15 protein-coding genes are annotated in these 12,573 nt (G+C 61.6%); 11 read left to right on the top strand and 4 right to left on the bottom strand.

Annotated features, from left to right (window positions below; all coding sequences use genetic code 11):
* The first annotated feature begins 94 nt into the window (after nt 1-94).
* Both Q7V03_RS08830 and Q7V03_RS08825 read left to right on the top strand, forming a co-directional pair.
* On the top strand, nt 95-1,330 hold the full coding sequence (locus Q7V03_RS08830; RefSeq protein ID WP_370651092.1) for a lytic murein transglycosylase: 1,236 nt from the start codon (nt 95-97) through the stop codon (nt 1,328-1,330).
* A 494-nt stretch (nt 1,331-1,824) separates the two neighbouring features.
* The gene (locus Q7V03_RS08825) at nt 1,825-2,268 is read left to right on the top strand and encodes a cytochrome c (RefSeq protein ID WP_304925234.1); all 444 of its coding nucleotides are present in this window, start codon (nt 1,825-1,827) and stop codon (nt 2,266-2,268) included.
* A gap of 46 nt (nt 2,269-2,314) precedes the next feature.
* Here Q7V03_RS08825 and Q7V03_RS08820 read toward each other — a convergent pair whose 3' ends face one another.
* Entirely contained in the window at nt 2,315-2,599 is a 285-nt protein-coding gene (locus Q7V03_RS08820) for an I78 family peptidase inhibitor (RefSeq protein WP_304925233.1), read from the bottom strand.
* 19 nt (nt 2,600-2,618) lie between these two features.
* Nucleotides 2,619-2,903: an I78 family peptidase inhibitor gene (locus Q7V03_RS08815; protein WP_304925232.1), complete on the bottom strand. Its 285-nt coding sequence runs from the start codon at nt 2,901-2,903 to the stop codon at nt 2,619-2,621.
* 212 nt (nt 2,904-3,115) lie between these two features.
* Here Q7V03_RS08815 and Q7V03_RS08810 point away from each other — a divergent pair, with 212 nt between their 5' ends.
* The 5 genes from Q7V03_RS08810 (at nt 3,116) to Q7V03_RS08790 (ending at nt 7,757) form a co-directional block, all read left to right on the top strand.
* Entirely contained in the window at nt 3,116-4,246 is a 1,131-nt protein-coding gene (locus Q7V03_RS08810; RefSeq protein WP_304925231.1) for an S-(hydroxymethyl)glutathione dehydrogenase/class III alcohol dehydrogenase, read from the top strand.
* Between the two features lie 17 nt (nt 4,247-4,263).
* Nucleotides 4,264-4,659 (top strand): hypothetical protein, encoded by a 396-nt coding sequence (locus Q7V03_RS08805; RefSeq protein WP_304925230.1) that lies wholly within the window; start codon nt 4,264-4,266, stop codon nt 4,657-4,659.
* Nucleotides 4,660-4,673: 14 nt separating this feature from the next.
* Nucleotides 4,674-5,144 carry a YbaK/EbsC family protein gene (locus tag Q7V03_RS08800; RefSeq protein WP_304925229.1) on the top strand — a complete coding sequence of 157 codons (471 nt, stop codon included), beginning with the start codon at nt 4,674-4,676 and terminating at the stop codon, nt 5,142-5,144.
* 60 nt (nt 5,145-5,204) lie between these two features.
* Nucleotides 5,205-6,752 (top strand): acetolactate synthase large subunit, encoded by a 1,548-nt coding sequence (locus Q7V03_RS08795; protein WP_304925228.1) that lies wholly within the window; start codon nt 5,205-5,207, stop codon nt 6,750-6,752.
* A 246-nt stretch (nt 6,753-6,998) separates the two neighbouring features.
* Complete coding sequence (locus Q7V03_RS08790; RefSeq protein WP_304925227.1) at nt 6,999-7,757, top strand: NYN domain-containing protein; 759 nt, start codon at nt 6,999-7,001, stop codon at nt 7,755-7,757.
* Nucleotides 7,758-7,761: 4 nt separating this feature from the next.
* On the opposite strand, the gene Q7V03_RS08785 is transcribed toward Q7V03_RS08790, so the two are convergent.
* Both Q7V03_RS08785 and Q7V03_RS08780 read right to left on the bottom strand, forming a co-directional pair.
* Entirely contained in the window at nt 7,762-8,244 is a 483-nt protein-coding gene (locus Q7V03_RS08785; protein ID WP_304925226.1) for a RidA family protein, read from the bottom strand.
* A gap of 162 nt (nt 8,245-8,406) precedes the next feature.
* The gene (locus Q7V03_RS08780; protein WP_304925225.1) at nt 8,407-9,750 is read right to left on the bottom strand and encodes a cytochrome P450; all 1,344 of its coding nucleotides are present in this window, start codon (nt 9,748-9,750) and stop codon (nt 8,407-8,409) included.
* Nucleotides 9,751-9,986: 236 nt separating this feature from the next.
* Between Q7V03_RS08780 and Q7V03_RS08775 the strand changes: the two genes are divergently transcribed.
* The 4 genes from Q7V03_RS08775 to Q7V03_RS08760 form a co-directional block, all read left to right on the top strand.
* Complete coding sequence (locus Q7V03_RS08775) at nt 9,987-10,811, top strand: PhzF family phenazine biosynthesis protein (protein WP_304925224.1); 825 nt, start codon at nt 9,987-9,989, stop codon at nt 10,809-10,811.
* 66 nt (nt 10,812-10,877) lie between these two features.
* Nucleotides 10,878-11,573, top strand: a complete 696-nt coding sequence (locus Q7V03_RS08770; RefSeq protein WP_304925223.1) for a hypothetical protein — start codon at nt 10,878-10,880, stop codon at nt 11,571-11,573.
* Between the two features lie 2 nt (nt 11,574-11,575).
* Nucleotides 11,576-12,148 carry a hypothetical protein gene (locus Q7V03_RS08765; RefSeq protein ID WP_304925222.1) on the top strand — a complete coding sequence of 191 codons (573 nt, stop codon included), beginning with the start codon at nt 11,576-11,578 and terminating at the stop codon, nt 12,146-12,148.
* Between the two features lie 146 nt (nt 12,149-12,294).
* Nucleotides 12,295-12,573: GTP-binding protein (locus Q7V03_RS08760; protein WP_304925221.1), on the top strand; the 279-nt coding region annotated here is incomplete at its 3' end.

Genomic DNA, 12,573 nt, shown 5'->3' with positions numbered 1-12,573 from the left:
CCGCCTGAAGCGGAATGGGTGCTTGCACCCGCTGTGGCCGCCAGTACTCTGGCGGTCACGCAAAACAGGTGCCCCGTTGATCCGATATTTCCGCATTGCCGTGCTGGCGCTTGCTTTGGGCTCAAGCGCTGCCGCTGCGCAGGATATGGCGGAGGAATCTGTGAATTCGGGGCTAGGTGCAGGGGCAAGCGACGTGATCGAGAAGGGCAGCGAGGCCGGACTGCAGGCATGGATCACCGGATTTCGCGGCCGGGCCTTGGCGGCGGGGATTTCTGCGGCGACATTCGATCAGGCGATGGCCGGGGTGCATTTTCTGCCCACTGTGATCGAGCGCGACCGCAAGCAGGATGAGTTCACCAAGACAATCTGGGATTACATCGACAAAGCGGTGTCGGAAGATCGCATTGCGGCGGGTCAAAAGGCCCTCAAATTCCACGCGGCGCTGCTCGATCAGATCGAAGCGCGCTATGGCGTGGACAAGCATGTGGTTCTGGCGATCTGGGGGTTGGAGAGCGCCTATGGTCTGGTGCGCGGCGACATCGACACGCCTAGCGCTTTGGCGACGCTGGCTTATGACACAAGGCGCGGGGCGTTCTTTGAGGCCGAACTGATCGCCGCCCTGCAAATCCTGCAGTCGGGTGTGGTGAAGCCCGCGGCGATGCTCGGGTCTTGGGCCGGGGCGATGGGGCATACCCAGTTCATGCCATCGTCTTATCTAAAGCTGGCGGTGATGTTTGACGGCCCCGGCAAGCCGGATGTTTGGCGCGATGATCCGGCAGATGCCTTGGCCTCGACCGCCGCCTACCTCGCCAACGCAGGCTGGAAAAAGGGTGCACGCTGGGGCGATGAAGTCGGCTTGCCCGCAGGCTTTGACTATGGCTTGGCCGGGGATCGCACGCAAAAACCGCTGAGCACTTGGGCGGAAATGGGCGTGACGCGGCCAGATGCCACGGCCTTGCCCGCCACAGGCTGGGCCGCGCTGCTGCTGCCTGCAGGCGCGCGCGGACCAGCGTTTCTGGTCTACGACAACTTTGCCGCGATTGAGGCCTATAACAAGGCGGATTCCTATGTGATCGCCGTCGGCCATCTCGCCGACCGCATCGCTGGCGTTGCTGCGTTCAAAGCAACTTGGCCGCGCGACCTGCGCGCGCTGACACTGGAGGAGCGCCGCGAAATGCAATCGCTGCTGCTCATCGCGGGCGTCTACGCAGGCACCGCCGATGGCAAGATCGGCCCGCTGACCGTCGCGGCGGTGAAAGCCTTCCAGCGCGCGCATGGGCTGGTGCCGGACGGCTTCCCGAGCCTGGAGATCCTGCAAGCCCTGCGCTGATCTGAGCCGGGTTGCCGCCTCGGGGGGCATCGAGCCCCCACTCGGCGGCGCTGCCGGGGAGGGCTGCCAAGCCGCGTGAGGGCGGGAAGGTTGCATTTGAGTATTTGCAAAAGAGCAATGCATAGATCGCGCCCCGGCCACGCGGCACCGGTCCGATCCGCTGGAAGCTATGCAGGCGGGCCGGGGCGACTTGCTCTTTACGGTCATCGGGACTCCTCCCTGTACCGTGGCTGTACTCTCGCCGATTTGGATTAACGCTTCGCTAACGGGATTTGCTCTTTGACAAATACTCAAATTCAACGCCGCAGCCCGTGCACGGCGTCCAATCCATCCCCCGGCAGCGCCGCCGAGCGGGCCCTCGATGGGCCCCGAGGCGGCTCCTGTTTCCCGGTCAGAGCCGCAACCCTGATGCCCACCCAATCAGACCAAAGTCTGTTCCGGTCTGCAAAGCTTCGGCTATACTGAACCTCCCAGCCCCAACCAGGAGTTTTCTCATGCGTTTAATCACCAAAGTCCTCGCCACCGCATTGACCCTTTTCGCCGGCATCGCCTTTGCTGAAGTTGAGGCCACCGATCCCTTGGTGATTGCCCAGAAGGATCTGATGAAATCCTTTGGCGGTGCCGCCAAAGCCTTGGGCGGCATGGCCTCGGGCGAAGTCGCTTATGATGCCACTGCCGCCGAAGCTGCCAAGGCCACATTGGTCGCGGGTTCCGCCGATATTCATGTCAAGTTTGAGAAGGCAGGCAGTGATCCGGCCTCGGAGGCCAAGCCTGAAATCTGGACCAGCTGGGATGATTTTGTCGCCAAAGCCACCGCGTTAAACGCGGCGGCCACGGCGCTGGATGTGGCCTCGGCAGACGGCATCAAGGCCGGAATGGGCGCGATTGGCGGCGCTTGCAAGGATTGCCACACCACCTTCCGCGTCGCGACCAACTGAGCCGCAAATCCTTCTGGCCGCAGCACAACGCCTGTGGCCAGAGCGTTCAGCCGCAGCTGACGCGACTGATCACCTCGGCTGCATTGATCTCGATGTTCAGCCGCTCGGCGGAATAATCCATTGTCACCGCCATGCCGGGGCGGATGATCCGCACCGTATGGGCGAAGCGCATCACCTCCAGCTTTTTCGCACTTTGGCCGACCAAATTCTGCAAGCCACTGGCGCCACAGGCGTCTTCCATCGGCGTGGGGTCGGTCACCGGCGGGGCGGGTTCAGGCACGCAGCCGATCAAGGCAAGGGGCAGGACAAGCAGCAGGGGCGAGAAACGCATTGGGTCACCTTTGTTTTGGCTACCCACAGGATAGCCGAAGGATCAGCTGATCGTTAGTCACTTCTGCATTCAGCCGGTCGGGCACCACCTCATCGGTGATTTCTTGCCCAGGCCACAATATCCGCAGCGGACCTACCAGCGGATGATCGGCAAGCAGGGTAAACGGCTGCCCCACCACGTCGATCAGCGCCGCAGCGCCACACAGATCCGGCTGCGGTTTCAGCATTTTAGCCACTGGCCCCATCCGCATTTGCCCGGTCATAGCGCAAGCCGCGAGGAAGGCCGCAGCCAGAACACCCAGCATGTTCCGACGCATCAAAGGGGAAAACAAGGCAACCATGCGCGCGTGGAACTTCCTACAAATTCTGCTGCAGTCTTAGCCCGCCCCGCGCCGTGGCAGCAACCACCAAAGCGGCAACATGCCGAAACAGGTCGTTTCCAGCGTTGCAATTTTTCGCCGGTTGGCCCAGTTTGGCGCGAAATTCATCTGCTATAAAACCCCTCGGAGGACCCCCCATGCGCACCCGTGCAGCCGTAGCCTTAGCCGCAGGCAAACCGCTTGTCATCATGGAGGTGAACCTTGCCGATCCCAAGCACGGCGAAGTTCTGGTCGAAATCAAGGCCACTGGCATCTGCCACACCGACGAATTCACACTGTCGGGTGCCGACCCCGAAGGTCTGTTCCCGGCGATCTTGGGCCATGAGGGCGCGGGTGTGGTCATCGCCATCGGTCCCGGTGTCACCTCGTTGAAGGTCGGCGATCACGTTATCCCGTTGTACACGCCAGAGTGCCGTGAGTGCCCGTCGTGTCTATCGCGCAAGACCAACCTTTGCACCGCCATTCGCACCACCCAAGGACAGGGTTTGATGCCGGATGGCACTTCGCGGTTTTCGATGTTGGATGGCACCCCGATCTATCATTACATGGGGTGTTCGACCTTCGCCAACCACACGGTTGTGCCGGAAATCGCCCTTGCCAAAGTCCGCGAGGACGCGCCGTTTGACAAAATCTGCTACATTGGCTGTGGGGTGACCACCGGCATCGGCGCGGTTCTGAACACTGCCAAGGTTGAACATGACGCCACTGCTGTGGTCTTTGGTCTGGGCGGCATTGGTCTGAACGTCATTCAGGGTCTGAAAATGGCCGGTGCGCGGATGATCATCGGCGTCGATCTGAACAACGACAAGAAGGCATGGGGCGAGAAATTCGGGATGACGCATTTCATCAACCCGAAAGAGATCGAAGGCTCGGTGGTGCAGGCGATTGTCGATCTGACCAAGACGCCGATTGATAAGATTGGTGGCGCGGATTACTCGTTTGATTGCACCGGCAATGTCAAAGTCATGCGCGATGCGCTGGAATGCACCCATCGCGGCTGGGGTCAGTCGATCATCATCGGCGTGGCACCTGCGGGGGCTGTGATCGAAACCCGTCCGTTCCAATTGGTGACAGGCCGGGTCTGGAAAGGCACTGCCTTTGGTGGCGCGCGGGGGCGGACGGATGTGCCGAAAATCGTCGATTGGTACATGGACGGCAAGATCGAGATCGACAGCCTGATCACCCATATTCTGCCGCTGGAGGACATCAACAAGGGCTTTGATCTGATGCACTCGGGTGAAAGCATCCGCGCGGTGGTGGTGTATTGATCGAAATGGGCAAGGCGTTGAGATCAATCGTCCTTGCCCTGACCGCCGCCTTGCTGACGGCCTTTCCCGTTTTCGCCGACGGGGAAGGCTTTGTGCGGTTCGTGCTGAGCAATCAGGTGTTTGATCTGCCGCCCGACGCGATTGCGAGCGCACGCGTGATCAAGGATTTCAACAATCAGGATGCGCTGGAAGTGACGGTGACGCCGGATTGGCTGGCACCGCTTTCCGATTTTACCCAAGGTCCGCAGGGGCGGACCATCTCGATCTTTGTCTGTGATGCGCTGGTGGCCGAGCCGCAGTTGCAGGGCAGGATTTCCGGGGGCAGATTTTTTCTGACCGGCGATCCGGATGTGATCCACAAAGCGGCGGTATTTCTGGGCGCTCGGTCCTGCACAACGCTGCCAAACTCCTGACCTGAGGCAAGCGGATGGCGGCGACTCTGGGGGTGAAGTTTCTGGAAAGCAAAGGGATCGCCTTCACCCTGCACCCCTACAGCTATGATCCGGATGCCGAGGCGGTTGGCCTCGCCGCCGCTGCTGCGTTGGGGTTGGACCCAACCCTGACCTTGAAAACCCTGATGGTTGAGGTTGACGGCAAGCCCGCCTGCTGCGTGATCCCGTCGGATCGGCAGTTGTCGATGAAAAAGGTTGCTGCGGCTTTCCACGGCAAGGCAGCGGCGATGATGCCGCCTGCCAAAGCCGAGAAGCTGACCGGGTATCGGGTGGGCGGGATTTCTCCGTTTGGGTCGAAGCGGGCGGTGCCGGTGGCGATGGAAGCCTCGGTCTGTGGCGCAGAAAAGGTCTGGATCAACGCAGGCCAGCGTGGGTTATTGCTGGGGATCGCGCCGGATCAGGCCTTGGCGAGCTTGGGCGCGCAGGCGGTGGCGCTGATCGTCTAACGGCGGGTTGAACCTGCCCGCCTGCACTTGCAGACTTGCCGCAGCATAGGGAGGATCACGATGAACGGTGCCGAAAGTCTGGTGAAGACGCTGCTGGCCTCAAAGGTAGAGGTTTGCTTTGCCAATCCGGGGACATCCGAGATGCATTTTGTGGCGGCGCTGGATCGGCATCCCGAAATGCGCTGTATCCTGTGTTTGTTTGAAGGCGGGGTATCCGGGGCCGCGGACGGCTATTACCGGATGTCGGGGCGGGTGGCGGCGACCCTGCTGCATTTGGCCCCCGGCTTTGGCAATGCCTTTGCCAACCTGCACAATGCCCGCAAGGCGCAGTCGGGCATCGTCAACGTGATGGGCGATCACGCGAGCTATCATCTGAAGCATGAAAGCCCGTTGAAGGGCGATACGGTGGGGATTTCGCAGGCAATTTCGCATTGGACGCGGGTTTCGGCATCAGCGCCGGATGTGGCGGTGGATGGCGCGGCGGCGGTGCAGGCGGCACGGTCCGCCAATGGGCAAATTGCGACGTTGATCCTGCCGGCCAATACGGCTTGGGAAGAGGCTGTGGGGCCTGTGGTGGCTGCGGCGGCGCCTGCGTTGCGGCGACCTCGGGCGGCGGATGTAGCGGCGGCGGCGCGGGCTTTGCAGGTGCCGGGGGCTGCGCTGATGGTCGATGGCGCGGCGCTTTATACCGATCTGGGGCAGATGGCGGCGCGGATTGCGCGGGCTTCGGGCTGCACGCTGATGGCGCCATTCTTCTCGGCGCGGTCGCGCCGGGGGGCGGGGTCGGTGAAGATGCAGCGGCTGGCTTATGAGGTGGATACCAATGTCGGCCTGCTTGCGGATAAGTCGGTGCTGGTGTTGTGCGGCACCCAGCGCCCCACCGCGTTTTTTGCCTATCCGGGCAAGCCGAGCCTGCCGGAATCGCCGGAGTGCCGGGTGATTGAGCTGTGTTCTATCGACATGGATTACGCTTGGACCTTGCAAGAGATTGCGAAGGCGTTGGGGGTTTTGCATGATCTGCCGGGGGAGGCGTTTCAGCTGTTGGACCTGCCTGCGCTGCCCACGGGGGCAATGAGCCTTGAGAAGGTGGGCCAAGCGATGGCGCATCTGATGCCGGAAGACACGGTTGTGGTGAATGAGGCAATCACCTCGGGTCAGCCGGTGGGTCTGCCGATGGTCGGCGCGCGTGGCCATGATGTGCTGGTGACGATGGGGGGGGCGATTGGGCAATGCCTGCCTGCGGCGGTGGGGGCGGCGGTGGCTTGCCCCGATCGCAAGGTGCTGGCTTTGTCGGGCGATGGCTCGGCGATGTATACGCTGCAATCTTTGTGGACGATGGCGCGCGAGGGCTTGGACGTTTGCGTGGTGATTTTTGCCAACCGCACTTACAAGATTTTACATGGCGAGTTGGTGAATGTCGGCGTCGCCGATGTGGGCCGCAATGTGAACCGGATGTTTGATATGGTGGAGCCGAGTTTGGATTGGGTGGCTTTGGCGCAGGGGCATGGGGTGGCTGCGGTGCGGGCGGTGACGGCAGATGAATTTGTGACTGCGTTTGCGGGCGCGATGGAACGCCGGGGGCCGTTTTTGATTGAGGTTGTGTGCTGAGACGGTGTTCCCAGCTGGGAGGCGTTTGTGCTTTGAGTTGGGCGCGCCACTACATATAGATGTTTTGGCGCGATATAGGGCGCAAACACGGGGTTTCACACCCCCGTCCGCATTGCGGATTCCGCCGTGGGATATTTGAGCGCAGAGGCTGAGAATTTTAGCCAAGTTTTACCGAATTGGGTTTGGCGGTTTGCTCTATCGGTCTGCGGGTTTTTCGGGCATCACCAAGGGAAAAGCGAGGGTCTTATGTCTGCCAATATGACGACGATTGCCGGACGGACGCCGCGGTTGGCGGTTTTGATTGACGCCGATAACGTGCCCGCACGTCATGCGGTGGCGATTTTGGATGAGATTGCAAGCTTTGGTGATCCATCCCTGCGGCGGGTTTATGGCGATTGGTCGTCTCAGGCTTTGACGCAGTGGAAAGAGGCCGCGCGGGATTTGGGGCTGGTGATGCATCAGCAATCGGCCAACACCAAGGGCAAGAATGCATCGGATATTGGTCTGGTGATTGACGCGATGGATATTCTGCACGCCGGAAAAGTCGATGGCTTTGTGCTGGTGTCGTCGGACAGCGATTTCACCCGATTGGCCAGCCGTATCCGCGAAGATGGCTTGCAGGTGATTGGAATCGGCGAGTCTAAGACGCCGGATTCGCTGCGGAAGGTCTGCAATCGGTTTGTGTTTATCGAGAATATCGACAGTGGGGCTGAGGTGCTGGAGGCTAAGCCCGGCAAGCCGGATGCCGCGCGCGAGCCTCAGGCTGCGGGCAAGCAATCGGCGGCGCAGGCTATTCCCCTGATCAGCGATGCGATGAAAAAGATCGACCCGGATCAAGATGATTATTCATTGGGGCAGTTGGGGCAGGTGATTACGCAACTGCATCCCGACTTTGATCCACGGTCTTATGGTTCGGCCAAGCTTTCGGATTTGCTGCGCAAGACCGGGCGGTTTGAGGTGTTTCAGGGGCTGAACAACGCGATGAAGGTGCGCGATAAGGCGTGAGGCTTTAATCGGCGATTTCGACCGTCGCCCAAGTCTCAAAACACACGCCATTCGCAAGCGCCATGATGCCGATGGTGGCGCGACCGCCTAGGCCGATGTCGCGGCCAAACACCTCGACGAACAGATCAGACATCCCGGAGGAGACTTTGTGAACGTCTTCGTATTCGGGGGTGCAGACCACAAAATTCAGCGTACGGACGATGGATTTCACTCTGTCCAATGATCCGACCGCCTGCCGGATGCCGCCCAGCACGTTCAGCCCGGTTTGGCGGGCGGCAGCGTAGCCTTGTTCGGTGGTGAGGTTCTGGCCAAGGCGGCCTTTGTGGGTGATCTGGGTGCCGATTTGGGCGACATGACCCGATAGGAACAACAGCGACCCAATGCGGTGATAGGGTTTCATGGTGCCATAGTCGGCACCGTAATAGCCCATCTTGTCGAAATCGGGCAGGTCTAGGCCCATGTGCAGGGCCATGGCTTCGGGTTGCATATCAGCCTCCGATCAGGTTGCAGGTGATGTCCGGCGCCTTCGCCGTCGTGGTGCACAGGGCAACCAGTGACGGTTTCAACGCGGCTTTTGGCGGGTACGCGGAACCTATCGCGGTGGGGGGTGGGCTTGGCAAGCCTCAAGGCCCGTTTTCGAGCCCCGATTTCAAGCGGCGTCGACGTGCAGCCAAACGCCACCTTCGGGGCGCAGGGTCAGGATCATCACCGGCTTGGGGTCGCGGCCGGGGATGCGGCTGAATTTGAAGCGGGCGAGCAGGGTGGCGAGGATGATCACCGCCTCTTGCAGCGCGAAAGATGCGCCGATGCAGATGCGCGGGCCGTCACCGAACGGCAGGTAGGCGAAGCGATCAATGGCTTTCGGGTCGGCAAAGCGGGCGGGGTTGAAAGCGTCGGGGTCTTTCCACAAAGCGTGATGGCGGTGCAGGGCGTAGATCGGCAGGATCACGGTATCGCCCTTGCGGACTTCGCGGCCCAGCAGGGTATCGGCTGTCTGTGCCGTGCGCGACAGGAAAGCGGCGGGGGGATACATTCGCAAAGCTTCATCGACGATGCGGCGGGTGAGGGGGAGGTTTGCGATATCGGCGACGGTGGCGGCCCTGTCGCCCAAGGTGGCTTGCGCCTCGGCGCGGGCTGCGGCTTGGATCTCGGGGGCGAAGGCGCAGAGGTAAAGTGCCCAAGACAGGGTAAGGGCAGTGGTCTCGTGGCCCGCGACGATAAAGGTCAGCAGGTTGTCGCGAAGTTCTGCCGTGGACATCTGGCGCTGGCTGGTGGGGTCTTCGGCTTTCAGCAATAGGTCGAGCAGGTCAGGCGTGGGTTTCGCGCCATCACTGCGGCGCTGGTCGATGGCTAGGTCGGCGACGCGCTTCATATCGCGGATGCCACTGCTGGCAATCATCCGACCGGGGCGCGGCACCCAAGCCGGGGCGCCGAGGATATCCAACAACGAGATTTTCGCGGTCTGGCCGATGTAGGTTTCAATCGCTTTGTGGACAGAGGCGCGGTCAAAGCCGGCCCCGCCCGAGAAGGTCACGTCGGAAATCACCTCGAAGGTGGCGGTGACCATCTCGGCGAACATATCGGCCCCCCGGCCCAGACTGGCGGCAATGCGGGCGGCCGAGCGTTCGGCGGCATGGGTCATCACCGGGGCGAGGGAGGCTACATTGCGGTGGGTGAAGACCGGGGCGGCTGCGCGGCGCTGCCACATCCAATGCTCGCCTTCCGCGACAAACAGGCTTTCGCCGATCGCAGGGCCGAGGATCAGTTTGGTCACCAGCGATTTGGGGTAATCATTCACCCGGTCGCGCAGAATATGGCGCAGCGCCTCGGGCGCCATCACCATGTGCCAGCGCTTGCCTGTTGTGCCGGACAGGATCGGTGCATGGGTGGCGGCTTCGGGGATCAGTTCCAGCACATTGCGCCGCGCGGCTTTGAGCGAGCCTAGAATACCAAGCGGCGTGCTGTGCAGCGGGACGCGGACGGGATGAGGCATGGGGCGCTCCTTTAGCGCTAAGATAGGTCGGGGGTGGCTGGCGGCAAAGAGGACATTCGGGCGCATGATCGCTGGGCCCACAAATCGGAATTTGTCAGGACAGAAGGCATCTGGCAGTGAGAGCGTGTCGCGGATGATCTGACGTATCTGGATTATCCCCCGCCGCCCCGGATCAGGTCCGGGGCGGCGTTGGCCGATCAAAGGCGACACACGCGTGGGCGTAAATGGAGGACGTGATGCAGATAGAGCGGATTGCAGCCTTTGCTTTGGGGGATCAAGGCGGAAACCCGGCGGGGGTGGTGATTGGCGATGTCTTGCCTTCTCGGGCCGAGATGCAAAGGGTGGCGCGCGAGGTTGGTTATTCCGAAACCGTATTTGCCGCGCGTGACGGCGATCTGTGGCAGGTGCGGTATTTTGCGCCGCAAGCCGAGGTGCCATTTTGCGGCCATGCCACCATCGCGCTGGGCTGTGCTTTGGGGCAGAGGTTTGGCGCGGGGCGCTATGCTCTGCAACTGTCACAAGCGCGGATTTCGGTGGAGGCCACACTGACCGATGCGGGCTGGCAGGCGGTGCTGACCTCACCGCCCGCATGGTCTAAACCAATGCCTGCGGCGTTGCAGACCGAGCTGCTGCGGCAGTTTGGACTGACCGAGGTCGATCTTGACCCCAGCCTGCCGCCGCATCTGGCCCATGCCGGGGCCACCCATGCCATACTGGCGCTGCACAATCGCGCAACCCTTGCCGCCATGCACTACGACTTTGCGCCGATGCTGGCCCTGATGCAGCGCGAGGGTCTGACCACGATCAGCTTGCTGTACCGTGAAGATGCCGACACATTCGTTGCCCGCAATGCTTTCGCGGTGGGGGGCGTGGTGGAAGACCCTGCCACGGGTGCGGCGGCGGCGGCCTTGGGCGGCTTGTTGGTCGATCTGGGCCGGGGGCCGGGCAGCTTCACCATCCGGCAGGGTGAGGATATGGGTGCGCCCTCGCGGCTTCACGTCACCGTGACCGGGCAAAGCGGGGATGGCGTGCGGGTCGGGGGGGCCGCCCGCGTGCTCTAGGTTGCTTTGCACGCCAAGCCCCGCTATCCCAAAAAACAATGCCATCTGCCCCAAAGGGAATCGTTCATGCGTGTGCTTCGTTTGCTTGCTTTTGGGCTGGGTCTGACCGCGCTGGCCGCCTGCCAGACCAATGATCTGAAAGAACCGCCGGTGCCGTTGGGGGATTTTCGGCTTGGTCTGAATATTGCCGTCGCGGATAACGTGCAAAAGGTACCGATCTCGCGCAATGCCAGCAAAGAAGACTGGGAAGCGGCCATGAAGAAAGCGGTGGATGACCGCTTTGGCCGCTATGAGGGCGACAAGCTTTATAACATCGGAATCTCGATTGACGGCTATGCGCTGGCGCCTCCGGGCGTGCCATTGGTGCTGAAACCGAAATCGGTGCTGGTTGTGACGGCCAACATCTGGGACGACGCCGCGCGCAAAAAGCTGAACCCCGAGGGCAAGCAGTTGACCATTTTCGAGCATATGTCACCGGAAACGGTCATCGGCTCGGGTGTGACGCAGAACAAGAAAAAGCAGATGGAGATCCTGTCCTATAACGCCGCGAAATCGGTGGAGAAATGGCTGCTGGACAATCCTGAATGGTTCGGGCTGCCGCCAAAGGGCAAGGCGGCGGCTACCCCGGCTGCGGCAATGACACCTGCTGGTGTGACCCCGGCGGTGACAACCCCCGCTGAGACGCCTCTGGCGACGCCCGTTAAACCCCTGCTTACCCTGCCCGTGCCAAGCAAAACCGTTCCCAGAACAGGCACACCATAACCATGCGTCTTGCTCTTGCCCTGCTGAGCATGTTGGCCCTGCTGGGCTGTACTGCGCCGCAGATGCTGGAGGATCAGGCGGCGGCCAATCTTGTGGTGCGCAACGTTACCGTCGATACCGCAGCGATCGCTGGCGTGGCCGGGCGCAAGCTGGCGTTTGATGTGCCGCCCGCGCGGATCAATGCCGATCTGACGCAGGCCTTGGCGCGCAAGTTGCTGCCGACCCCGCAGGGCAATGCCGATGTAAGGGTAACAGTGACAGAGGTGCGGCTGATGTCGCGGATGCAGGAAATGATGTTGGGCGGGGCAAGCTATGTGAAGGGCACGCTGACCGTGACGGATGCTAAGACGGGTCGGCAGATCGTGACACCGACCAAGGTTTTCGCCACGTCGCAACGCGTCCGTATCGGCGGGCCGATTGGCGCGGCGGTGGCCCCCAGTGCCCAGAACGACTATCGCGAAACGATTGCAGGCTTTGCGCAGAATGTGCTGGTGCGTCTGTCGCCGCGCGACAACGCCATCGTCGCCGCCGACAGCCCCGCGATCAAAGCCGGACGCGTCAAACTCGCCCCTTAGGGTTTCGGGCAAGGCCCCCCCTGATCTGGGCCTGATGTGCGCGCGCTGCATGCTCGGCCCCTTGATTTCCCGCTGTCAGACGGTTAAGTGCCCGCCCGTGTAGATTGGGCCTGCTGATGGGCCCGCAAAGATAGGGCGCCCCGACCATGGCAAAGGCAAAGTTTGAACGGAACAAACCGCACGTCAACATCGGCACGATTGGCCACGTTGACCACGGCAAGACCACTTTGACGGCAGCGATCACCAAATATTTTGGTGAATTCCGCGCCTACGATCAAATCGATGGTGCGCCGGAAGAGCGCGCGCGTGGCATCACGATTTCGACCGCTCACGTTGAGTACGAAACCGAAGCCCGCCACTACGCTCACGTCGACTGCCCCGGCCACGCGGATTATGTGAAAAACATGATCACCGGGGCTGCGCAG

This window comes from Cypionkella sp. (assembly GCF_030652235.1).
Lineage (GTDB): Bacteria > Pseudomonadota > Alphaproteobacteria > Rhodobacterales > Rhodobacteraceae > Cypionkella.
Note: the sequence above shows the minus strand (reverse complement) of the source record. Positions and strands in the feature narration are given on the sequence as shown.